Annotated in this window: 20 protein-coding genes; 2 read left to right on the top strand and 18 right to left on the bottom strand. The window is 66.4% G+C overall.

What is annotated here, in order from left to right; genetic code table 11:
• Positions 1 to 52: 52 nt before the first annotated feature.
• The 7 genes from AC1DIM_RS15915 to AC1DIM_RS15885 are packed head-to-tail and all read right to left on the bottom strand — an operon-like array spanning position 53 to position 7,188.
• Positions 53 to 1,237: a metallophosphoesterase family protein gene (locus tag AC1DIM_RS15915; RefSeq protein ID WP_477711474.1), complete on the bottom strand. Its 1,185-nt coding sequence runs from the start codon at positions 1,235 to 1,237 to the stop codon at positions 53 to 55.
• A 42-nt stretch (positions 1,238 to 1,279) separates the two neighbouring features.
• Entirely contained in the window at positions 1,280 to 2,737 is a 1,458-nt protein-coding gene (locus AC1DIM_RS15910) for a flavin monoamine oxidase family protein (RefSeq protein ID WP_477711473.1), read from the bottom strand.
• Positions 2,734 to 3,126: a RidA family protein gene (locus AC1DIM_RS15905; protein ID WP_477711472.1), complete on the bottom strand. Its 393-nt coding sequence runs from the start codon at positions 3,124 to 3,126 to the stop codon at positions 2,734 to 2,736. Before AC1DIM_RS15905 ends, AC1DIM_RS15910 begins: the two co-directional genes overlap by 4 nt.
• A gap of 59 nt (positions 3,127 to 3,185) precedes the next feature.
• Positions 3,186 to 3,950, bottom strand: a complete 765-nt coding sequence (locus tag AC1DIM_RS15900; protein WP_477711471.1) for an amino acid ABC transporter ATP-binding protein — start codon at positions 3,948 to 3,950, stop codon at positions 3,186 to 3,188.
• Positions 3,947 to 4,927 carry an amino acid ABC transporter permease gene (locus AC1DIM_RS15895; protein ID WP_477711470.1) on the bottom strand — a complete coding sequence of 327 codons (981 nt, stop codon included), beginning with the start codon at positions 4,925 to 4,927 and terminating at the stop codon, positions 3,947 to 3,949. The genes AC1DIM_RS15900 and AC1DIM_RS15895 overlap by 4 nt, the downstream gene beginning before the upstream one ends.
• 12 nt (positions 4,928 to 4,939) lie before the next feature.
• A complete protein-coding gene (locus AC1DIM_RS15890) occupies positions 4,940 to 5,893 on the bottom strand; it encodes an ABC transporter substrate-binding protein (protein WP_477711469.1) in 954 nt (317 codons plus the stop codon).
• Positions 5,893 to 7,188 carry an alpha-hydroxy acid oxidase gene (locus tag AC1DIM_RS15885; protein WP_477711468.1) on the bottom strand — a complete coding sequence of 432 codons (1,296 nt, stop codon included), beginning with the start codon at positions 7,186 to 7,188 and terminating at the stop codon, positions 5,893 to 5,895. Before AC1DIM_RS15885 ends, AC1DIM_RS15890 begins: the two co-directional genes overlap by 1 nt.
• A gap of 129 nt (positions 7,189 to 7,317) precedes the next feature.
• On the opposite strand from AC1DIM_RS15885, the gene AC1DIM_RS15880 reads away from it, so the two are divergent.
• Positions 7,318 to 8,943 (top strand): PucR family transcriptional regulator, encoded by a 1,626-nt coding sequence (locus AC1DIM_RS15880; RefSeq protein ID WP_477711467.1) that lies wholly within the window; start codon positions 7,318 to 7,320, stop codon positions 8,941 to 8,943.
• Between the two features lie 69 nt (positions 8,944 to 9,012).
• On the opposite strand, the gene AC1DIM_RS15875 is transcribed toward AC1DIM_RS15880, so the two are convergent.
• From AC1DIM_RS15875 to AC1DIM_RS15860, 4 genes are all read right to left on the bottom strand, one after another.
• Entirely contained in the window at positions 9,013 to 9,570 is a 558-nt protein-coding gene (locus tag AC1DIM_RS15875) for a GNAT family N-acetyltransferase (protein WP_477711466.1), read from the bottom strand.
• A gap of 68 nt (positions 9,571 to 9,638) precedes the next feature.
• The gene (locus AC1DIM_RS15870) at positions 9,639 to 10,805 is read right to left on the bottom strand and encodes an acetate kinase (RefSeq protein ID WP_477711465.1); all 1,167 of its coding nucleotides are present in this window, start codon (positions 10,803 to 10,805) and stop codon (positions 9,639 to 9,641) included.
• An 84-nt stretch (positions 10,806 to 10,889) separates the two neighbouring features.
• Positions 10,890 to 11,195, bottom strand: a complete 306-nt coding sequence (locus tag AC1DIM_RS15865) for a winged helix-turn-helix domain-containing protein (protein ID WP_477711464.1) — start codon at positions 11,193 to 11,195, stop codon at positions 10,890 to 10,892.
• Positions 11,192 to 11,635, bottom strand: coding sequence for a hypothetical protein (locus tag AC1DIM_RS15860; RefSeq protein WP_477711463.1), 444 nt, complete (start codon positions 11,633 to 11,635; stop codon positions 11,192 to 11,194). The genes AC1DIM_RS15865 and AC1DIM_RS15860 overlap by 4 nt, the downstream gene beginning before the upstream one ends.
• Before the next feature lie 148 nt (positions 11,636 to 11,783).
• Between AC1DIM_RS15860 and AC1DIM_RS15855 the strand changes: the two genes are divergently transcribed.
• Positions 11,784 to 12,065 carry a hypothetical protein gene (locus AC1DIM_RS15855; RefSeq protein WP_477711462.1) on the top strand — a complete coding sequence of 94 codons (282 nt, stop codon included), beginning with the start codon at positions 11,784 to 11,786 and terminating at the stop codon, positions 12,063 to 12,065.
• On the opposite strand, the gene AC1DIM_RS15850 is transcribed toward AC1DIM_RS15855, so the two are convergent.
• The 7 genes from AC1DIM_RS15850 to AC1DIM_RS15820 form a co-directional block, all read right to left on the bottom strand.
• Positions 12,062 to 12,301 carry a hypothetical protein gene (locus AC1DIM_RS15850; RefSeq protein ID WP_477711461.1) on the bottom strand — a complete coding sequence of 80 codons (240 nt, stop codon included), beginning with the start codon at positions 12,299 to 12,301 and terminating at the stop codon, positions 12,062 to 12,064. The genes AC1DIM_RS15855 and AC1DIM_RS15850 overlap by 4 nt on opposite strands.
• Before the next feature lie 31 nt (positions 12,302 to 12,332).
• Entirely contained in the window at positions 12,333 to 13,022 is a 690-nt protein-coding gene (locus AC1DIM_RS15845; RefSeq protein ID WP_477711460.1) for a hypothetical protein, read from the bottom strand.
• 122 nt (positions 13,023 to 13,144) lie between these two features.
• Complete coding sequence (locus AC1DIM_RS15840) at positions 13,145 to 15,928, bottom strand: winged helix-turn-helix domain-containing protein (RefSeq protein WP_477711459.1); 2,784 nt, start codon at positions 15,926 to 15,928, stop codon at positions 13,145 to 13,147.
• 145 nt (positions 15,929 to 16,073) lie between these two features.
• The gene (gene pta, locus AC1DIM_RS15835; protein ID WP_477711458.1) at positions 16,074 to 18,152 is read right to left on the bottom strand and encodes a phosphate acetyltransferase; all 2,079 of its coding nucleotides are present in this window, start codon (positions 18,150 to 18,152) and stop codon (positions 16,074 to 16,076) included.
• A gap of 139 nt (positions 18,153 to 18,291) precedes the next feature.
• The gene (locus tag AC1DIM_RS15830) at positions 18,292 to 18,789 is read right to left on the bottom strand and encodes a MaoC family dehydratase (protein WP_477711457.1); all 498 of its coding nucleotides are present in this window, start codon (positions 18,787 to 18,789) and stop codon (positions 18,292 to 18,294) included.
• A 42-nt stretch (positions 18,790 to 18,831) separates the two neighbouring features.
• Positions 18,832 to 19,698, bottom strand: coding sequence for an HpcH/HpaI aldolase/citrate lyase family protein (locus tag AC1DIM_RS15825; RefSeq protein ID WP_477711456.1), 867 nt, complete (start codon positions 19,696 to 19,698; stop codon positions 18,832 to 18,834).
• A complete protein-coding gene (locus AC1DIM_RS15820; RefSeq protein ID WP_477711455.1) occupies positions 19,695 to 21,455 on the bottom strand; it encodes an acetyl/propionyl/methylcrotonyl-CoA carboxylase subunit alpha in 1,761 nt (586 codons plus the stop codon). The genes AC1DIM_RS15825 and AC1DIM_RS15820 overlap by 4 nt, the downstream gene beginning before the upstream one ends.
• Between the last annotated feature and the right edge of the window lie 21 nt (positions 21,456 to 21,476).

Genomic DNA, 21,476 nt, shown 5'->3' with positions numbered 1-21,476 from the left:
GCTCCGTAACCGCCGTTTTGGGCCGTCTAAAGGGCTGTTACGGAGCAACCGATCAGCTTTGGGCCGGGTCCAGCGGGAGTGGAACGATCGGCTGGTCGTTCGCCGTCAGGTCAATGCCAAAGTCCTTCGCGAAGACCAGCCGTGTGTCCTTGTAGATTCCCGGGTGGCTCTCGTCCATTTCGAAGACGCGGGCGCCACGCAGCCGGTTTCGCCCTGCGCCGTCCAGTCCATAGGCGCCAAATCCGGTGCCGGGACCGTAGCCAAGCTGCACGCCGTAGTAGTCACCGACGTAGGTGTTGACGTGGTCGTGCCCCACAAAGTAGCCCCGGACGTCCCCGCGCTCCAGGAAGGCGCTGAACAGGCCGGAGTTGAAGGGGCCCGGGCACTCATCCTCATTGCGCTCGCCGACGATGCTGTGCTTTGCGACGGCGCGTGCGTGGTCGGCGGCGGTACGCGAGTCAATGCTGGCGAACCACATGTTCCGGTGCTCGTGCAGGGCGATGTGGCCCCACATGAGCGAGGGGATCTTCTTTCCGTACTTCTTCTCCGTGGCGATGGACTGGTTCCGGTACCAGGTGACCTGGTCCATGCGCACCCAGTCCCAGTCCGGGTAGCCCTCGAAGTTCTGGCCGTTGATGGCGTCCGGGGCGTACCGGCCGGTGTCGATGAGCCAGAGGCCGAAGGCCGGGTCCTTCGACCGTGAGGACTGGACCAGCAGCTGCGAGTTGGAGGTACCAGTCAGGCCCGGCACCGAGTCGGCGTTCACGTTATAGGCGTAGCTCTGCAGGAACTGCAGCATCTTGGCCTCGGTCATCCCTGTTTTCTGCGCCGAATCCTCGTCATGGTTTCCTAAGGTCACAGCCCACGGAATTTGCCGGCTCTCCATGGGCTTGACCACGTGGTTGAGCGCCTGCTTGACGTCCAGCTCCGTGTCGCATCCGCCGTTGATGACGTCGCCGTTGATCACCACGAAGTCCGGCTTCTCCGCATCCAGGGTCCGCTCCATGACTTCAATGCTGCGGCGGTCCGTCTGCTCGTCATCCTGGGTGTCATTGAACTGCACCACTTTGAACTTCCCGTCCGGGCGGAAAGCCAGGGTGGGCTTCGGCGCCTTCGCACCAGGCGCGGCCTTGCCGGCGGCCGCGGCGGACACTGTGATTCCCAGCGCCCCGAGCGTTCCCGCTGCTGCGAGGGCCGCCCGCCTGCTGAGTGTGGGCTGGTTGATGCGTGAAGTCACTGTTGCCTCTCGTTGCTGTGACGGCCTCAATTGCGTGCCGTCTTACCACCGAGACGCTAGAGGAGCCAAGCATCCGGCCCCGGAACTGGCAGTGAACGCAAGGTGCGCAGGCTCGGCCACACCTGCGGCGTCGCAGACCCGTGCTGCAGTCAGCCGGCCCATCCTGATGGCGCCGTCCACGTGCTGGTAGCCTTCGGCGGCGATGTCAGAGGAGCACCAGTAGATGGGGCCCACGGGAGTGGCCTGGTCCTTCCCGTAACGGTGGAGCCCGCCCAGGTCGTAGCTGGTGGCATAAGCGCCCCTGGTCCATTCCTCGGCGCCCCAGTCCGATTCGTAGTACACCTCGGGCTCCAACGCCTGGTCCCCCAGGTACCCGGCGATCGACTCCAGCACCACGCGCCTGCGTTCGTCGGCACCCAGCTCGAAGACGGCGTCGGCCTTTTCATCGGAGACAAATGCCACCAGCGTTCCCCGGGTGTCGCCGTGGTTCGTGTTGTCGTAGACCTCCTGGACCAGCGACCCGGCGCCGAAGCAGGTCCCGGAAAGACCGTCCTGGCGCCAGAACGGCGTGCTGTAGACGGCATGGACCTTGACTACCAGGCCCAGCGACTGGTGCTGGTGCATCTGGTGCTGGCGGCGCGGCAGGGGCGGGTTGAAGGACACGCGCGAGTACAGGTTGGGCGGCACGGCCATGATCACGAACCGGGCGTTCACGGTGGTGCGCTCGGACACCACGCTGACGCGGCGGCTCTCACCGTGGCCGTCTCCAGCTCCGGCGTCCTCCCAGTTGATAGTGCGCACCGGACTGTTAAGCACAACGTCGTCGCCCAGCTCCTGTGCCAGCAGCAACGAGACCTGCTGCATCCCGCCCACCACGCGCTTGTCCAGGATGAAGTCCTCGTCCGTGAGGTGGCTGAAGGACCCGGCGGAGGCAGCCATCAGCACGGCCTGGAGCGCGGAGAAGGCGTGCGCGGGTTTGGTGAGCATGCCGCCGGCGATGAACAGGCCGATGTTGTTGCAGGCTTCCTCGTTGTCCGAGTTGGCCCGCAGCCAGTGGTGGAACGAAACCGTGTCCAGTTCGCGGGCCTTGGGATGCGCCCACGGCTCAGTGGCGCCGATTTCCGCTGCCAGCCCATCCAGGAGGGCAACGAGCTTGTCCATCTCGACGGCGGTGGCCGGGTCCACCGGGAAGGAGCCGGTGTAGCGCACGGGTTTGCCGTCGGCGCCGATGTACACGGACTCGCCGCGGCGGTAGCGGGAGTACGTCTTGAGGCCCAGCTCGTCCAGCAGGTCAAGCAGCACGGCCTGATCCGGGGACACCCACTGGCCGCCGACTTCCAGCACCGCACCGTCAACGGTGTCCGTCCAGGTGCGGCCGCCCACGCGGTCGCGCGCTTCCAGCACGGCGACGGTGAAGCCGGCTTTCTTCAGTTCGCGGGCCGCGGTCAAGCCGGAAAGTCCGGCTCCCACCACCACCACGTCGCGGTTGAGGCTTATCATGATGTCCTTTCGGGGAGGGCTGCGACGGCGTCGATCTCGACCAGGAAATCGCCGAGGAACGAGCCGACTGTTGTTCGTGCGGGGTACGGGTTTTTGACGAAGCGTTCGTAGGTGGCGTTGAAGCCTGCGAAGTCCCGGCCCGGGTGGTGGAGATGGACCGTGGTTTTGACGACGTGGGAGAAGTCCAGGCCGTGCGCGGCCAGGACGGCGGCCAGGTTCTCCAGGGCCTGGACTGTCTGCTCCTCAATGGTGGTGCCCACGGTGTGGTCGGTGACGGGGTGGTGGGGTGTCTGGCCGGCAGTGAAGAGGAACCCGTTGGCGGCGATGGCCTGGGAGTAGGGTCCCGCGGGCATGGGTGCGAGTTCTGTGGTGACCTGCTGTCGAAGCATGGTGCTGTTTCCTTTCGGGTTGGCCAGGCAGATAGGGCCCGGCCAGGTGGGTGATGTTCTTAGAGGACCTTGGACAGAAAGGCCCGCGTGCGTTCGTGCTGCGGGGAGCCAAGGACCTGCTCAGGGGGTCCGCTTTCCACCACGACGCCCTGGTCCATAAAGACCACCTGGTCGCTGACCTGGCGGGCGAAGCCAAGTTCATGGGTCACCACCACCATGGTCATCCCGGCCTCGGCCAGGGACTTCATAACGTCGAGGACTTCGCCCACCAGTTCCGGATCGAGCGCCGAGGTGGGTTCGTCAAACAGCATGAGCTTGGGCTTCATGGCCAGCGCCCGTGCAATGGCGATCCGTTGCTGCTGGCCGCCGGAGAGTTCCTGGGGGTAGGAGTGCCCGCGGTCGCCAAGCCCGACGCGGTCCAACAGCGTCTGGGCTTCGGCTGTGACCTCGTTCCGGGGACGGCCGAGCACGTGGACGGGCGCTTCCACCACATTCTCCAGCACGGTCATGTGCGGAAAGAGGTTGAACCGCTGGAAGACCATGCCCGCGTTCAGCCGTGAGCGGGCTGTCTGGCGTTCCTTCATTTCATAGAGCCGGCCGTTGCGCTCGGTGTAGCCCACCAGGTGCTCGTCCACGTACAGCCGTCCGGCGTCGACCTTCTCCAAGTGGTTGATGCAGCGGAGGAAGGTGGTCTTCCCGGAACCGGACGGTCCAATCAGGCAGGTCACGGACCCGCGCTCAATCCTCAGGTCAATGCCCTTGAGGATTTCCGTTGAACCGAAGTTCTTGCGGACTCCCTGGGCTTCCACCATGGCGGTGTTCATGATGCTGTCCTTGTCTCTGGCTGGGCCTGGATGTGGGCCGGAACGGTGTGCCGGGCGGTGTGCTGCGGGAATTTGGGCTGGCGTCTCCGCCGCGGCGCCGCGTCGAAGCCGCGGCCGTACCGCCGTTCGAGTTTGGTCTGGAAGAAGCTCAGGATGGTGGTCATCAGCAGGTACCAGAGGCTGGCGACGATGAGCAGCGCGATGGTCTGGTAGCTGGTGGCGTAGATGATCTGGGCCGAGTACAGCAGGTCCGAGATCGCGAGGACGCTCACCAGGGACGTGCCCTTGAGCATGGAGATCACCTGGTTGCCGGTGGGCGGCAGGACTACGCGCATCGCCTGCGGCAGGATGACCCGGCGCATGAGCTTTCCGCCGTCCATGCCGAGGGCCCGAGCGGCGTCGTACTGGCCCTTGTCCACGGATCCGATGCCGCCGCGGATGATCTCTGCCATGTAGGCGGCCTCGTTCAGGGACAGTCCCAGCAACGCGGCGGCCAGCGGGGAGATGAGCACGTTCGCCGAACCGAGGACCAGGGACGGGCCGCCAAAGGGAAGGCCGAAGGCAATCACCGGGTAGAGGGCTGCAATGTTGTACCAAAAGATCAGCTGGACCAGCAGCGGTGTGCCGCGGAAGAACCAGATGTAGCCCCGGCTGAGGGTGCTCAGGATCGGGTTCGCCGAGAGCCGCATGACTGCGAGGACCGTGCCGAGGGCGATGCCGGCCGTCATGGACACCACGGTGAGCAGGACCGTCAGCCCCGCGCCGGCCAGGATCTGCGGGGCGAAGAGGTAGGAGACCACCACGTCCCAGTGGTACCGCTGGTTCACGGCCACATCCCAGGCCGCGCTGAGGGCGATAACAATAAGGACGACGGCGATGGCTAACCGGACCGGGTGCCGGAGCGGCACCACCGGGATCGAGTCCGCGGCCGCCGTCGGGCTTTCCGCCCTGGTGTCAGGGATTGATTGTTGCTGCATGATGTTCACGTCCTATTGGGCGAAATTGACGCGGGGGTCGGTGATGGCGCTGGATTCGAGGCCGTACTTGCCCAGCACCTGGAGGTAGGAGTCGCTCTTGACCACCTCGGAAAGCGCCGCGGAAACGGCCTTGACCATGCCGGAGTCCTTCGGCATGCCGACCCCCACCGGCGTGAAGTCGTACTTCGAGGCGATCTCGATCTGCGGGTTCTGCTTGGCGGCGAAGTCGAGGATGGGTGAATCCGCCAGGACGGCATCGAGCCGCCCGCTGGTCAGCGCGGAGATGGCCTGCCGCGTGTCCTGGAACTCGCTTCGCTGAATGGTGCCGCTGCCGGCCGCAGTGCACTTTTCATCGATGGCCGGGACGTTGACGGCGAGTTGGTAGGAACCGGTCAGGAGGCCCACCTTCTTGCCGCACAGGGACACTTCGCCGTTGATCCCCAGGGGGTTGCCGCCGGGCACGGCGATGGAATTGCCCATCTGCATGTAGTCCACAAAATCCAGGACCTCCATGCGCTTGGTGGTGGGGGTCATGGAGGAGACGGTCATGTCGTACCGGCCCGCGGCCATCCCCGGAATGATGGAGTCGAAATTGGTCACCTGGATTTCCACCTTCACGCCCAGGGCCTCCCCGATCAGGCGCGCGACGTCCGGGTTGGTGCCCGTCATCTCTTGGGTGCCCTCCCGGTAGAACTGAGTAGGCGGCTCGTTGGTCGGGATCGCCACGCGCAGCACCTTGGTGGCCTTGATGGAGTCCGGGAGCAACTGCGCCGCAGCCTCGTTGACCGCGACGGCCGGCACACCGGTGCCCTGCCCGGCGTCGGACGTTGAGGAAGCGGGCACCTGCGTCCCGCAGGCCGTAACGGCCAGCATCAGCGCTGCGGTCACGACGGCGGCGCGTCCGACGGCGGCAGGCGCGCCGGGGCGGCAGCGTTCAGGCCGCAGGGGTACAGAGAGAGTTTTCATCAGGGGGTGCTCATTTCTGCCAGGCCCTGGAGTGCGGCCGGGGCGTCCTGCGCTGGCGAGGTGAGGGGTGCGGTGCGGTGCCGGATCAGGTCGCGGCCTTCCAGCCGGAGTTCCTGGATGGTGGACACTCCGAGGAGCATCATGGTGCGGGTCATCTCGGCCTGGAAGAGGCTGAGGATGTGGGCAACGCCGGCCTGGCCGGCTGCTGCGAGGCCGTACAGGTACGGACGGCCGATGGAGCAGGCGTCGGCGCCGAGGGCGATGGCCTTGACGATGTCCGAGCCCCGGCGGATGCCGCCGTCGACGATGATTTCAAGCCGGCCTTCCACCCTGTCCACGATGTCCGGGAGCACGTCCAGGGCTGAGGCCATGTGATCGAGTTGCCGGCCGCCGTGGTTGCTGACCTGGATGGCGTCGATGCCGATCTCGGCGGCCAGGACGGCGTCGCGGGGATTGACCACGCCCTTGAGGATGATGGGGCCGTTCCAGCGTGCCCGCAGGTCCCGGATGTCATCCCAGTCGGTGGGTTCGTACGAACCGGCAAGCAGCGTCCGCCACATGTCAGGCGTACTGGAAAGCGGACCTTCGGTGACCTCCGCATCCAGGTTGGGGAAGGCGATGGCGTCATTGGCCAGGAACCCAAGGGCCCACCGGGGGTGCAGGGCACCTTCGACAACGGTCTTCAGCTTGATGGACGGCGGCGCGGTGAACCCGTTGCGGTAGTCGCGTTCGCGGTGGCCGATGGCCCGGCAGTCGACGTTGACCAGGAGGGCTTCGTAGCCCGCCTTTGCAGCCCGGTCGAGGACCGCCTGCAGCTCCACCTTGTCCCGCATCGGTTCGATGTTGAACCAGCGCCGGCCGCCGGGGGCGGCGGCAGTCACCTGTTCCATCGGCGTCGTGCTCAGATGCGCCAGGCCGTAAGGGACCCCGGCATCTTCGGCTGCGCGGGCGGCGGCTTTTTCGCCGGCGGGATGGAAGAGCCTGGTGCCACCGGTGGGGGCGAGCGTCAGGGGCATGGAAACCGGGCCACCGAGAAGTGTTGAACTGAGGTCAAAGTTTTCCACCGATCCCCACTTCGGCAGGAAGGACCAGTCGTCGAAGGACGAGAGGTTGCGCCGCAGCGACACCTCGTCCTCCCCGCCGCCCTCAATGTAGTCAAAAATGCTGCCGGGAAGCCGCTTCGCTGCGAGCTTCCTCATGTCCTCAACGCTGTAGCAACGCCGGGACAGGCGTTCCGCTTCGGTCCGGGCAGGGCCTTGAACCGTGGCCAGCGCCGTGATGTCTTTGAATTTCATTGCTAATCCTCTGGGGGTCTTCGCGGGACTTCTCTGTCCGCCGCTTCCTCAATGGTGACGCAGATCTCGTGCGGTCTATATGTGAGTTCGACCAAAAGATTCTGCTTAAGCCTGTGATAAATTCCAGGTATGAATACTGCAGGACCAGGCCTGACAGAAGGCGATCTCCACGGGTCGGTGGTGCGCCTGTCCGATTGCATCCAGCTCATGCAGGCCGACCTGGTTCATGCCAACCCCACGCCGGAAAATCTTGATCATGCGGTCTCGGATGTCCTGATGTACGACCCCCTGGACGAATGGACAAGCCTCGATGACCGCATCATCCTGGCCGTGGGGCTGGTGTGCGGCTCCGTGGACTTCGACCAGCTGCTGCACCGGGCGGCCAACAGTAACGCCGCTGCCGTGATCGTTAAAGCCCACGGAACGCCGATGGAACCGCTTCGGTCAGCTGCAGTCCGGCACAGCCTGGCCGTTCTCGTTGCACCCGACCAGGTGGACTGGACACGCCTGGTGACCCTGGCCAAGGCCTCCGTCATGGGGGCCGCCGCAGATTCGGTCTCCGGAGTCCGCCTCGGGGACCTTTACGCGTTCGCCAATGCAGCAGCATCGCTCGCCAGCGGCGCAACCAGCATCGTGGATCCGCTGGGTCGCGTGCTGGGATACTCCACTTTGCCGGGCCAGCCGGTGGACGAACTGCGCCGGGTGACCACCCTTTCCCTGCAGGAAATCCAGTCACCGGCCTTCGATACGGACTTTAAGATCGTCTACGCGTCCGCAGGCGCGGTGCTGATCCCCGAACAGGGCGAGGAAATGGCAAGGCTCGCCCTCGCCGTCAGGGCCGGCGGGGAACTGCTGGGATCGATCTGGGTCATCGACCCGGGCGAAGGCAAGCGGGAGGCGGCACTGAACGCCCTCGACAGAATGGCACCGCTGGCCGGCCTCCACATGCTGCACGCCCGCTCGGCGTCGGACTTCGGCGAACGCCGGAACGGGGACCTGATCCGCACGCTGATGGATGACCCCGAGCATGCCTCGTTTGCGGCCGCCCAGCTCGGACTCGATGCGGCCAACGGTCTCGCCGTCGCGGCATTTTCGATCGTCCGCCCCGAAACGGGGAGCCTCGAATCGGTCCGGGAGATCCAACGGCTGCTGCATCTGGTCACCACTGTCTGCAACATCCAGTTCAACACCAGCCACAGCGCCCTCATCGACTCCGTGGTCTACGCCTTGCTGCCCTGCGAGGGAACCACACCGAGGGCGGTCCACCGGCGGGTGATCCAGGAGATCGGCGCCTACTCCCACACCATCAGCTCCTACCCGCTCATCGCTGCGGTGGGTGGCATCGCCCCTCACGTTGAGGACTTGCCGGGCTCACGATCCGAAGCGCTGCAGACGCTGCAGTACCTGCTTCGGGATCGGTCCCCCGCCGCCGGGCTGTTCGAGGATTACCGGATCCCGCTGAGCCTGTTGAAAGTCGGGGCGTTCATCGCCGACACGGGGCTGTCCGACGTCGACGACATCACCCGGATCCAGGGTCACGATGCCGGCCAACAGACTGACTATCTGGCCACCCTGCGGGCCTATCTGGAGTCCAACGGCAACGTCACCGCGATGGCTTCGCTGTTGCACGTGCACAACAACACCGTGCGCTACCGGGTTTCACGCCTGGCCAAGGACTTCAACCTCGACCTGGACGACCCGCAGAAGCGTCTCTGGCTGTGGCTGCGCCTCACCACCATGGACCTCGCCACCTAACACCCATCGGTTGCTCCGTAAGCGCCCTTTTGAGCGCTCAAAAGGGCGGTTACGGAGCAACCGATGGGGTTATTCGTGCCGGGCGCGCCACTCATCCTCAAGGATCGCGTAGACCAGCTCCGTGGCCCACTGGCCCTTGTAACGCCACTTGTCCACCTGGCGAGATTCCAGGCGCATGCCCAGCCGTCCGCAAAGAGCCGCGGAGGTGGTGTTGAGCGCATCCAGCTTGGCATCGATCCGATGGAAACCCAGGTCCTCGAAGCCCAGCCGCAGCAAGGCCTCGGCCGCCTCTGCTGCGATCCCCTTGCCGCGGGCCTCAGGCGCCAGGCTCCAGCCGATTTCGGCCTGCCCGGTCCCCTCCAGCCATTTAAGCACCACCTCGCCAAGCAGCCCGGGCGAGTCCCGGGCCTCGATAGCCAAGGCCAGCCAGTCGCCCTCTTTCTCGAAGGTGAAGTTGGCATATTTCCCGACGTACTCCATGGACTGGGTATACGTCTTGGCCTCCCGTGGCAGGAAACGGGCGGTCTCCGCCAAGGAGTGGTAGGCATGGAAGGCCGCCAGGTCGCCTGCCTCGAAGCGGCGCAGGATCAGGCGGTCGGTGTGGATCGGCAAAATGATCTCAGGCATGGACTGAACGCTACCCGCACCCCCAACCACTGCTCCGTAAGGGCCCTTTTGGGCGCCCAAAAGGGCCGTTACGGAGCAACCGACGAGTGGACGACGGCGGCAGTCGCCTCCGCGATGGCACGCTCTTCGTCGGTGGGCACCACCAAAACCGGAATCGCCGACTCGGGTGTGGAAATCACCCTCGGTTCCTTGGACCGCTGACTGTTCAGGCCGGCGTCGAGCTCTATGCCCAGCGCTCCCAGCTTGTCCGCTACCAAGGCGCGGAACTGGTGCGAATTCTCGCCAATGCCAGCGGTAAACACGAGCGCCTTCGCGCCGCCGACGGCCACGTGATAGCCGCCGATGTACTTGGCCAGCCGGTAGGACGTGACCGCGAGCGCCATGGACGCCTTGGCGTCGCCGGCCTCGGCGGCCTCCACCACGGAGCGCATGTCGTTGTTCCCGGCCAGGCCCTTAAGCCCCGATTCACGGTTGAGCATGGAGTCCAGGTCCTCCGGGGTCCAGCCGGCCCGCCCGAGGAACACCAGGATGGAGGGATCCAGGTCGCCCGAGCGCGTGCCCATCACCAGCCCTTCAAGCGGCGTGAAGCCCATGGACGTGTCCACGGATTTGCCGCCCCGGATGGCCGTGACCGAGGCGCCGTTCCCCAGGTGGGCAATGACGCCGTCGAACTCTCCCACCGGAACGTCCAGCAGCCCGGCGGCCCGGTGCGTGACGTACTCGTGCGAGGTGCCATGGAAACCGTAGCGGCGGATGCCGTGGTTGGCGTAGAGCTCATCGGGGACGGCGTACCGCCAGGCGTGCTCGGGGAGGCTGCGGTGGAAAGCGGTGTCGAACACGGCAACCTGCGGCAGGTCCGGCCATTTCTTGGTGATGGCGCGGATGCCCAGGACGTTGGCGGGGTTGTGCAGCGGGGCCAGCGGGTTCAGCCGCTCGATGGCGCGGGCGATCTCATTGTCGATCAGGACAGGTTCGGCGAACCGCTCCCCGCCATGCACCACCCGGTGTCCCACCGCCTCCAGGTCCAGGTCGCCGAGCTCCGCATGGATTGCCGCATCCACCTGCTCCAGCGCCTCCGCGTGGTCGCGGGGACCTTCGATTTCGCCGTCCCCGCCACCGCCGTTGCCCATGCCGATCTTCTCGATCAGCCCCTCGGTCAGCACACTGCCGGCGGCGACATCGCGCACCTGGTACTTGAGCGAGGACGAGCCGGAATTGATGACGAGCACAAGCATGCGGGCCTCCTGAGCGTTGCTGGCGTGGTTACTGCCACTATAGGTGGGGCCGGCGCGTGTTGGGCGGGACCGGCAAGGGTGATGTCAGCCTCCCGCGATGTCCCGCAGGGTCTGCAGATGCCCGTCCCAGGCCGTCCGCCCGGCAGGAGTCACGCTCGCTGAGGTCCGCGGCATCTTGCCCGCAAAGCTCTTCCCGATCTTCACATAGCCGGCCTTTTCCAGGACGGCCAACTGCTTGCTGAGGACGGAGTCGCTGACCTGGATGGCGTCCCGCAGGTCCCTGAAATCCATCGATTCCGCGCCGCCCAGGGCGGCCATGATGGAGAAACGCACCGGCGCGTGGATAAGGTCATTAAGCCGGTGGCGGGGATGATCCGCGGCCGTACTCATGCCCGCAGCTCGCGGAATGCTCCTGCCAGGCCCACTCCTGCGAGTACGACGGCGGCGCTTGCGTAATACCAGAGGTTCCCGTCGCGGAAGAGGCTGACTCCGGCCCCCAGTGCAACGCCGTACAGGACCATATAGGCAATCAATGACGTCAGGAACCGCTTGGTGTACCCGGCTTTGGTGGACGTCTGGAACATGGGCCAGATGCACGCCGTGGCCGCGGCCCATATTCCGACTGCGGTGGCGAGGGTAGGAGCCCCGTAGCCGGTGTGGGACACGATGTGCATGCCGATCATGAGCATGGAGCCCAGGATGGCGAGGCTGGTGAAGACCATGGCAACGGGCCACGCTGCTGCGTTGACGGAGGTGGCACTGATTGACTGCGCCTTCGCGAGGAGTTCCTGCGCCTCGGCTGGGGTGGGGCGTTGGGTTGCCTCGTCCATGGTGGTGCCTTTCCGTGGCGGTTGCTGACGCGCCCAGTCTAGGAAAGTACTTTCCATTGCGTCAAGTACTTTCCACGGTCCGTTGCGTCAGGGGCCCAGGCCTGCATAGAGTCGGCGGACACGTTGCACTACGCAGAGAGGGACTTCCATGCCGAACGACACCACTCAGCCCGACAACTCCAACCCGGACGCCAACCCTGACTCCACAGACGCGGCTTCCGCCAACACCGGCGGAACGCAGGACCCCACCGGCGTCGAAGGCGCCAACCCGGCCCTGGACGACACCGGAAAGCCCAAAGCCGCGGAAGTCGGCGAAGCCCCGGAACAGCCTGCGGATCCGCAGAACCTGGACCTTACGCCCGAAGGCCTCTCCGATGAGCCGGCCAAGCAGGAGGACCCGGACAGCGTAGCCAAGCCTGAAAACAGCTAGGGGCCCTTAGCCTCCCCGGCTTCCACGGAGATCAGGACCAGCCCCAGGTCCCGGATCCTTGTGAGCACCCCGTGCAGCACGGCCTGATCGGCGACGAACCCACTCAACTTCGTGGTGCCGTCGGCTTCAGGGGTCACCGCGAGGTCGTCGAACCAGGCCGACCAGTGCTGGTCCAGGTGCCCGCCGATACGAATGTCGTATCGGGTGGGCACCTCTTGGTTTGGGAAGGCACTCATGGTGCCCTCACACGGGCAGGCGCCGCGGTTGTCACTTCGCGGCTTCCGGCTGGACCGGCGAACTGACGGCGCCCGGCAGGGTCCGGCCCGCCGTCGTGCGCAGCCCGTTCCAGAGCGAGTAACCCAGTCCGATCAGCGCCACGCCGATGGGCACAGCGAACAGCCTGTCGTTGACCTGCGGCAGTAGCGGGAGGAAGAGGGTGGCCACGGACCCGACGGCGAGTAGCGCCGCTGCCCAGCGTGCGAGCACCTTGGCACGGAAGAGTGCGATGCCGAAGATGAGGCCGCCGCCGAGGAAGGTAGCGGCGGAGGCCAGGTTAAGGCCGAACATCAGGCCGATGTCGCCGGTCACGGGGTCGCCCATGACGGTGGCAAAAATGTCGTTGACGTAGCCCGGTTCCGTGCGGGCGACGGTCGGCAGGACAACCGCCCCGATGACTTCGACGCTGATCATGATGAGGTAGCCGGCACCAAACACGAGGTAGCCCACCAGCCCGAGCACTCCGGCCTGCGTCACCTGGCGCAGGTACATGCCGGTGATGCCGATGAGTGACAGGCCGGCCATGAGCACCTTCAGCATCTGGCGGACCGTGTACTCCGTGGTGGTGGCAAACTGTGCGTCCAGGTGGGGGTGGTTGATCTGGACCCCGATGAACAGCAGGCCCGCGGCGGCCGCGCTCAGGCCTGCCCAGCGGGTGAGTTTCGTGGTGGTGATGGACATGTCCGGCTCCCTGAATGGTCTTCCTGCGGCAGCGGGGCGCTGCCGGCTACCTCCAAGGTAGGGACCGACGGGGTGAGCGCGCGTCACCCCATGATGTGACTGACAGGGTGAAACCTGGGCCGCTACAGCATGCCGCTTTCGCGTGCGCGGCGTACGGCCGCCCGGCGGCTGGAGACGCCGAGCTTGGTGAAGATGTGTTTGGTGTGCGTGCGCAGCGTGTTGTGCGAAATGAACAGCGCGCGGGCGATCTCCGGACCGCTTAGTTCACTGTCGAGGAGCCGGAGGACCTGCAGTTCCCGCTCGCTCAGCGGGTCAACGTCCGACGCCGGATGCTCACTCTGGTGCCCCGTTGCCGGGTGCGCGGGTGTCGTCAGCGGAGGTGCTGAGTGCGGGGGCGCGCCCAAGGTGAGGAGACGTTGTGCGTGGGCGGCAGCGCCGCCGTCGTGCGTTGCGTCATCCGGAGGGTCGCGCGTGACTGCTCGAAGCAGCTCGATCATGGGCTGCCCTTCGTCCAGGAACAGCCGCACATGTTCTTCCGGTTCGGGCGGTCCGGCAAGCGCAGCACGGAGCTCCACATGTGCTTGGCGGTGCTGGCCCAACGCCTCGTGGGCGAGAGCCTGGAGCATGCGGATTTCCGCCACACTCCCCTCCCGTCCGGAGGCGGTGGCGCTGGCGAGCAAGCGGTCCAGCAGGCCCATCACGCCGTGGGCGGCGTCCCCGTCCGGGCGGGCCCGCTGTTGGGCAATCAGCAGCCGGACCAGGGTGAGGTGGTTGTACTCCTGCATATAGCTGGCCTCGTCTGAGACGGATACACCCGCAGCACGTGCCCAGCCGGCGCCGCCGGACAAGTTGCCCCGGCGCACCCACGCCCGCGCTTTGATGGCCGGAATGGGGCGTACCTCCGGGAAAAACCCGGGACGGAAAAGCTGCTCCGCCTGATCCAGGAAGTTGACGGCGGGGTCCGGGTCGCCCTCGTCCTCGGCCACCAGCGCGCTCGCAACGAACCACCGGTAGCGGCTCTCGGTCATGGGCCCTTTGTGGACGAATTCCGCGGCGGCCTTGAGGTGGTTCCTGGCGCCGCGGAGGTCCCCGCCGCGCCGGCTGATCTCGCTGAGTGCCACGTGCAGCTCGGCGCTTGCCCGCAGCATCGAGTGGCCTCCGGCGTCAGCTTGCCGCAGGGCACGCTCACTGATTCGGCGCGCCTCGCCCGGCCGGCCGGCGGCCAGCCACATGTCCGCGAGGATGACGGTGCTGCTGAGCTCGTCCAGCAAGTTTCCGGCTGCGTGCAGGCTGGCAACGGCCTCCTTGAAGGTCTGCAGCGCTTCCTTCACATCGCCCTCCGCCCAGGCTGCCAGCCCCAGGAAGGCGCCCGCCGCGCCGCGCGCAAAGTGGTGGTCCGGCGCCCCCAGCTCAAGGGCCTTCCGTGCGTGGGCCGACGTACCGGCCACATCGCCCATTGCCTGCGCCAGCGAGGCGCGGTACATCGCGATGGTGGCCGGCAGCATCCGGAGTTCCTCGACGGCGGGCCCCTCAGGTCCGGAAGACGCCATCGCGCGCTCCGCGTCGTCGAACCGCTGCTCCACTCCGGCGAGGTCACCGGCCGCCATCAGCATCCCGCCGTAGAAGACGCTCAGCAACGGACTGCGCCGGATGTCGGCGTCCGGCAGTGCCTTCAGCCAGCCGAACAGCATGGCGTCCTGGCGGCTGCGCCGGAGCACCGGCACGGCCAGTTCCGCCAAGTGGGCTGCGCGGTCAAAGTCACGGCCGGCCAGGGCGTGCCGGACAGCGTCCTCAACATGTCCGTGGGACTCATACCAGTGACTGGCACGCTGATGCAGCAGCGGAATCCGGCTGGGTTCCTCGCCGAGGAGGCGGCCGCGCAGGACGTCGGCAAAGAGGTGGTGGTAGCGGTGCCACTCGCGCTGGTTGTCCAGCGGGATGACAAAGAGGTTGGCGCGTTCCAGGGTCAGGAGCATGGTGCTGCCGTCGTTACGGCCAGTGACTGCATCGCAGAGCGGGCCGGTGAGCCTGTCGAGGACGGCTGTGTGGAGCAGGAAGCTCCTTACTGCGTCCGGCTGGTGCTCGAGCACTTCCTCCACGAGGTAGTCCACGATGTACCGGTCGTTCCCGGCGAAGCGTTCGATGAATCCGGCGGTGTCGCCGCACCCCTCGAGCGAAAGCGCGGCAAGCTGGAGCGCGGCAACCCATCCCTCGGTCCTTTGGTCCAGCGTGGCGACCTGCTCTGCCGCCAGGTCCAGTCCCGCCACGTCTTTGAGGTAGGCCGCGGTCTCTTCAGGGGTAAACCGGAGGTCGGCGGCACGGATTTCCACCAGCTCTCCTCTGACCCGCCACCGGGACAGGGGCAGGTCAGGGTCCGATCTCGTGCTCACCACAACATGGACCCGCGGTGGAAGGTGCTCCAGGAAGTAGGCCATGCCGGCGCCGATTGCTTGGCTGTCCACCGTGTGGTAATCGTCCAGGACCAGCCACACATCCTCGGGCACCGCGGCTTGGGGCACCGCGTCTTCGGGCAAAGCGGCGAGGTCGTTCACGAGGGCGGTGAGGACAAGCTCGTGTGCCGGCGGCGCTGACGCGAGGAGGTCCAGCGCCCCGGCCCCAACTCCCGGCACCGCGGTTCGGAGCGCGGCAACCACGTAGCTCCAGAACGTGACCGGCTCGCTGTCCGCGGGATCCAGCGACAGCCACGCCACGCGCCGGTCCCGGGCAGAGGAGTCGCTCACCCAGTCAGCGAGCAGGGCCGTCTTTCCGAACCCCGCCGGAGCAGACACCAGGGTCAGCCTGGACTCCGCACCGAGGCGCAGCTTCTCGCGCAGCCGAGGGCGCGCCACAAAACCCCGGCGCGGCGCAGGAACATAAAGCTTGGTGGCAATCATCGAACGTTTCATGTGCTCCCGTTCCAGCCTTGGCGACGGCGGCACCTAGCCAGATGCCGCCGTCGGACGTTTGGGCCTGTAAACCCCTAACCCCAGCGCGGGGTCACTCAACGCCCGAAACTCCCTCCGGAGGGGGCCTTGAGTGACCCCGCGTTGCCTATGAAGCCGGCACCTGCGCCTGGATGGCCGTGATGGCCACCGTGTTCACGATGTCCTCCACGGTGCAGCCGCGGGAGAGGTCGTTGACCGGCTTGCGGAGCCCCTGCAGAACGGGCCCCACGGCGACAGCCCCCGAGCTCTGCTGCACCGCCTTGTACGTGTTGTTGCCGGTGTTCAGGTCCGGGAAGATGAACACCGTCGCCTGGCCTGCCACGGACGAACCCGGCATTTTCGACTCCGCGATGGAGGCGTCCACGGCTGCGTCGTACTGGATGGGACCTTCGACGGCGAGATCCGGGCGGCGTTGACGCACCAGTTCGGTGGCCTGCCGGACCTCGTCCACGGCCTCGCCCGAGCCAGAGCCGCCGGTGGAGTAGGACAGCATGGCCACCCGCGGCTCCACGCCGAACTGCGCGGCGGTCTCTGCGGAGGCGAGTGCGATGTCCGCCAGCTGCTCGACGTTCGGGTCCGGGTTTACGGCGCAGTCGCCATAGACCAGCACGCGGTCCGGCATGAGCATCAGGAACACCGACGAAACGATCTTGACGCCGTCGCGGGTCTTCACGAACTCCAGCGCGGGCCGGATGGTGTGCGCCGTGGTGTGTGCGGCCCCGGAAACCATCCCGTCCACGACGCCCAGCTGGACCATCATGGTGCCGAAGTAACTGCCGTCCTGCATGGTCTCCAGCGCCTTGGGCAGATCCACGCCCTTGTGCGCGCGCAACCGGGCGTACTCTTCGGCGAAGCCCTGCCGCAGCTCGGACGTGGCCGGATCGATGATGTTGATCCCGGACAGGTCGATGCCGTTCGAGGCGGCCAGTTCACGCACGTCCGGTTCGGGCCCCAGCAGGGTCAGGTCGCAGACGTCGCGGCGGTGCAGGATCTCGGCAGCGCGCAGAATCCGCACGTCTGTTCCCTCCGGCAGGACCACGTGCCGGCGCTGCCCGCGGGCCCGCTCGATGAGGTCGTGCAGGAACCGCAGCGGGGTCATCCGTTCCGGGCGGGGCAGGTGGAGACGTTCCACCAGTTCGGCCTCGTCCACGCGCTTGGACCAGAGGCCCAGAGCAGAGGCCACCTTGCGGCGGTGCCCGGACCAGATCTCGCTGCGGACCTCGGAGACGCGCTTGGCCGTCATGTAAGTGTCCTCGCCGGCGGAAAACACCGGGAACGGCGCCTGCGCCAGGAGCGGGTAAATGTTGGCGTCGGGCGCCAGGCCGCCGGTGAGGATCAGCGCCGACGGCACCGGAAATTCCGGCGAGAACGACGACGCCAGGCAGGCCACCATCACGTCCGCGCGGTCCCCCGGGACGATCACCAGCGCACCCTCATCAAGGACGTTCAGGAAGTTGCCCACATTCATGGCCGCCACCTTGATGTCCTTCACGTCGCGTTCCATGTCCGCACGGCCGGCGATCTGCCGCACGCCCAGGGCCGTGGCCACCTCGCCGGTGGTGGGCCGGGCGATCTCCCCCAACTCCGGCAGGACATAGACCGGCCGGCCGGAAGCTCCGACCGTCACCTCGGCGGCAATCCTGTCCACGAGTTCCGCGTCGGCCCGGTTCACCATGATGGCCAGCAGCGAGCATTTCTCGGCGATCAGTTCCTTGCGGGCAACCTCGACGGCGGCCGCCGCCTCCGCCACGCTGAGCCCCTTCGCGCCGACCACCGCCACCACCGGGGCGGCCAGGTTGTTGGCCAGCCGGGCGTTGAGGTCAAACTCGACAGCGGCGTCCTGGCCGGTCAGGTCCGTTCCCTCCACAATCACCACGTCGCAGAACCGGGCGATCTCGGCGAAGATCTCCACGCAGCGGGCATCGATCTCGGCGCGCTTTCCGTCGGCAAGGAGGGCACGAACCTCGCCGGACGTCAGCCCCCCACGGCACCGGTCGTCGTCGAGCCCGAAACGCGCCTTCATCAGGGCCACCATCGGGTCATCCGCCGCTTCCTGGCCGTGGACCACCGGTTTGAAGAAACCGATCCGGTCCGCATGCCGGTGCAGCGTGTCCGCGAGGCCCAGGGCCACAAGCGATTTGCCCGAGCCCGGAGTGGTTGCGCTGACGTAAATACCTTTGGCCATGGTCCGCCCTTTGCTGTGCTGGTGCAGTCACCAACCATCCTTGCACTTCAGGCAGGCACCGGTGACGCCCCCAGTCCAAACGCTCTCTCACTTAACGTCGGTTTTCTGGGCACGGGGTGGGGCGGACGGGTGGGTTGCTCTAGGCCGGGACGGTGGTGGCTTCGGCCAGTTGCGCGGCGGTTTCCTGTCCGGGGCGGCGCTTCATCAGGGCCGTCCGGCGGACAACGCAGACCAGTTCGTCGTTCTGGTTGTAGCCGCGGTGCTCGATGCCCACGATGCCTGTGTCCGGGCGGGATTTCGATTCGCGCTTGTCCAGAGCCTGGGTCTCCACACGCAGCGTGTCGCCGAAGAACACCGGTTTGGGGAACTCGATGTCCCGGAAACCCAGGTTGCCCAGGGTGGTGCCCAGCGTGGTGTCCTGGACGGGAACGCCGGTGACAACGCCAAGGGTGAAGATGCTGTTGACGATCTGGCGCCCGTAGATGCTGTTCTTGGCGAACTCGGCATCAAGGTGCAGCGGCTGGACGTTCATGGTCAGCGTGGTGATCAGCAGGTTGTCCGTCTCCGTGACGGTGCGCGTGACCTCGTGCTTGATGACGTCGCCAACAATGAAATCTTCGTAGTACATTCCGGCCATGACAGGCCTCCTTTTCGTGGGTAAGGCAGGTGGTGGGTGATCTCAGGCGCTGGCGAGGGCGAGTGCCTCGCGTGCGTGGTTAGCGTGGGCAAGGTCTATGTGGTCCCCGCGGTAGGAGACGGCACCGTGGCCGTTGCGCTGGCCTTCCTCGAAGGCCCCGATGAGGCCTTCGTAGTACTCCTTCAGCGTCTCGGTCAGGCCGTATTCCTCGTTGGCGATAGGGGCGTGCGAAGGGTGGATCAGCACCTGCCCGGTGTAGCCCAGGCCGCTGTTGTCCTGCGCGAAGGTGCGCATCCCTTCCAGGTTCCGTACCTCCTGCCAGAGCCCCAGCACGATGGTGCGGATGCCGGCGGAACGCGCCGCCACCACCACCTTGCTCCGGAGGTACAGGGTTTCCACCCCGGCGGCTGTCCAGCGGAAGCCAACTTCGCGGGAGACGTCCGCATCCTTGGCGGCGGCTGCCATCACACCGCCAACGCGGGGGCCGGCGAGGATTTCGTCAACTTTGCTGATGGAGGCGGCGGTCTCAAGGGAGGGCATGAGTTCAACGGTTCCGCGGTCAATGCCGTGATCGAGTTCCGCCGCTGTGACCAGGGCGTCGAACCTCACCACATCGTCCCGGGAGAACAGCTTGGGGAGCAGGAAGGCGGTCAGGTTGCGGTGCGTCACCTCGGCCACGTCGCGGCCGAAGAAGACGGTATCCAGGGCATTCGGGCGGATCAGGATGCCCTTTGAACCGTCATGGGCGTCCAGGGCGTCACGGGCGTTGGTGCGTGCCAGTTCCTTGTCCTGTTCGGGGACGGAGTCTTCGAGGTCGATGATGATGGCGTCGGCCTCGGAGTTCAGCGCCTTGTCGATCCAGTCCCGCTTGTGGCCGGGGACAAAAAGCAGCGAACGGAACGGTTTCATGCCGCCACCTCCTCGGTGATCTTGGTCAGCAGGGTGCCGGCGGCCATGGAATCGCCCACGACGGCGGTGATCTCACCGACGACGCCGGACGCCGGCGCGGTGATGGGGTTTTCCATCTTCATGGCTTCCAGGACGAACAGCACGTCGCCCTTGGCGACGGTCTGCCCGGCTGCCGCGTTGATCTTGATGATGGTGCCCTGCATCGGAGCCTTGACGGTGCCGTCACTGACTTTCTCCCGTTTGGCCCGCGCCTGCCGCGTCCGGCCGGTGGAGGCTACCGGATCGGCGGCGGACGGATCGGCGAGGGCCGGGGCTGCGTTGCCGTAGCCGCCCGCGCTGTTGTAGTCGTTGAACGTGGGAATGATGAAGAATCGTCCACCCACCTCCACGTTGGCGCGGTCCACGGGTTCCGGTTCGGAGAAGTCCACCGATTCTTCCAGCCACAGGGTGCTGAAGCGCAGTTCCTGGAAGTCCGGGTGGGAAGCAATGATTTTGGCCGCCGGGGCCGTGGTGGGAACCCCTTCGATCTGCAGCCGGTCCAGGCCGTCCAGGAGTCGCTTGATGGCCGTCTCGCGGTCCGGACCGTAGGCGATCAGCTTGCCGATCAGGCTGTCGTACAACGGCAGCACGGTGTCTCCGGACTCGTAGCCGGCGTCGAACCGCAAGCCCTCGCCCTTCGGCGCCGTCAACACATCCACCGGGCCGGGAGCGGGCAGGAACAGGCCCTCGGCAACATCCTCGGCATTGATGCGGGCCTCGATGGCGGCACCCTTGGGCTTCAGGTTGTCCAGGATGGAGAGCTTCTCGCCCGCGGCCACGCGGATCTGCTCGGCGATCAGGTCCACGCCGTGCACCATTTCGGTGACGGGGTGCTCCACCTGGATGCGGGTGTTCATTTCCAGGAAGTAGAACTTCTCGTCTTCCACCAGGAACTCAACGGTGCCAGCGCCCACGTAGCCCACCTCGCGGGCCAGCCGGACGGCCGATTCACCCATGGCCTGGCGCAGTGCGTCGGAGAGGCCGGGAGCCGGGGACTCCTCGATCAGCTTCTGGTGCCTGCGCTGCACGGAGCAGTCGCGGTCGCCGACGTAGACCACGTTCCCGTGCGTGTCGGCGAAGACCTGGACCTCCACGTGGCGGGCGTGGGTGAGGTAGCGCTCGAGGTAAACCTCGCCGTTGCCGAAGGCAGCGGTGGCTTCCCTGACGGCTGCGTCGAAGGCGTCCTTCGCCTCGGCCGCTGCGTTGATCCGGCGCATGCCACGGCCGCCGCCGCCTGCCGAAGCTTTTACCAGGACCGGGTAGCCGTGCTCGGCGCCGAACGCTTCAACGGCGTCGGCGCTGGCAATGGCACCATTGGTGCCCGGGGCCAGCGGCACCTGCACGCGGATGGCCACGTCGCGGGCGGCCACCTTGCCGCCCATGGTGGTGATCGCGTGGGCCGACGGGCCGATGAACGTGAGGCCGGCGGCCGCCACAGCTTCAGCGAACTCCGGATTTTCTGACAGGAACCCATAGCCGGGGTGGATGGCCTGGGCGCCGGACGCAAGTGCCGCGGCGATGATCTTGGGGATGTTGAGGTAGTTCTCGCTGGCGGGACCGTCGCCGAGGTCGATGGTGGTGTCAGCAGCACGGACGTGCATGGACCCGGCGTCCGCGGCCGAATAGACGGCAACGGACTCGACGCCGAGGGCGCGGCAGCTGCGTGCCACCCGGACGGCGATTTCGCCGCGGTTTGCGATCAGAATTTTGGTGAACATGATGGTCCTTAGGTCTAGGGC

The organism is Pseudarthrobacter sp. 01T43 (assembly GCF_056398665.1).
Note: the sequence above shows the minus strand (reverse complement) of the source record. Positions and strands in the feature narration are given on the sequence as shown.

Bases quoted from the DNA above. Each gene is read 5' to 3' on its own strand.
- AC1DIM_RS15910 (WP_477711473.1), bottom strand. From the start codon at position 2,737: ATGATAAGCCTCAACCGCGACGTGGTGGTGGTGGGAGCCGGACTTTCC.
- AC1DIM_RS15905 (WP_477711472.1), bottom strand. From the start codon at position 3,126: ATGCTTCGACAGCAGGTCACCACAGAACTCGCACCCATGCCCGCGGGA.
- AC1DIM_RS15900 (WP_477711471.1), bottom strand. From the start codon at position 3,950: ATGAACACCGCCATGGTGGAAGCCCAGGGAGTCCGCAAGAACTTCGGT.
- AC1DIM_RS15895 (WP_477711470.1), bottom strand. From the start codon at position 4,927: ATGCAGCAACAATCAATCCCTGACACCAGGGCGGAAAGCCCGACGGCG.
- AC1DIM_RS15890 (WP_477711469.1), bottom strand. From the start codon at position 5,893: ATGAAAACTCTCTCTGTACCCCTGCGGCCTGAACGCTGCCGCCCCGGC.
- AC1DIM_RS15885 (WP_477711468.1), bottom strand. From the start codon at position 7,188: ATGAAATTCAAAGACATCACGGCGCTGGCCACGGTTCAAGGCCCTGCC.
- AC1DIM_RS15880 (WP_477711467.1), top strand. From the start codon at position 7,318: ATGAATACTGCAGGACCAGGCCTGACAGAAGGCGATCTCCACGGGTCG.
- AC1DIM_RS15875 (WP_477711466.1), bottom strand. From the start codon at position 9,570: ATGCCTGAGATCATTTTGCCGATCCACACCGACCGCCTGATCCTGCGC.
- AC1DIM_RS15870 (WP_477711465.1), bottom strand. From the start codon at position 10,805: ATGCTTGTGCTCGTCATCAATTCCGGCTCGTCCTCGCTCAAGTACCAG.
- AC1DIM_RS15865 (WP_477711464.1), bottom strand. From the start codon at position 11,195: ATGAGTACGGCCGCGGATCATCCCCGCCACCGGCTTAATGACCTTATC.
- AC1DIM_RS15860 (WP_477711463.1), bottom strand. From the start codon at position 11,635: ATGGACGAGGCAACCCAACGCCCCACCCCAGCCGAGGCGCAGGAACTC.
- AC1DIM_RS15855 (WP_477711462.1), top strand. From the start codon at position 11,784: ATGCCGAACGACACCACTCAGCCCGACAACTCCAACCCGGACGCCAAC.
- AC1DIM_RS15850 (WP_477711461.1), bottom strand. From the start codon at position 12,301: ATGAGTGCCTTCCCAAACCAAGAGGTGCCCACCCGATACGACATTCGT.
- AC1DIM_RS15845 (WP_477711460.1), bottom strand. From the start codon at position 13,022: ATGTCCATCACCACCACGAAACTCACCCGCTGGGCAGGCCTGAGCGCG.
- AC1DIM_RS15840 (WP_477711459.1), bottom strand. From the start codon at position 15,928: ATGAAACGTTCGATGATTGCCACCAAGCTTTATGTTCCTGCGCCGCGC.
- pta (WP_477711458.1), bottom strand. From the start codon at position 18,152: ATGGCCAAAGGTATTTACGTCAGCGCAACCACTCCGGGCTCGGGCAAA.
- AC1DIM_RS15830 (WP_477711457.1), bottom strand. From the start codon at position 18,789: ATGGCCGGAATGTACTACGAAGATTTCATTGTTGGCGACGTCATCAAG.
- AC1DIM_RS15825 (WP_477711456.1), bottom strand. From the start codon at position 19,698: ATGAAACCGTTCCGTTCGCTGCTTTTTGTCCCCGGCCACAAGCGGGAC.
- AC1DIM_RS15820 (WP_477711455.1), bottom strand. From the start codon at position 21,455: ATGTTCACCAAAATTCTGATCGCAAACCGCGGCGAAATCGCCGTCCGG.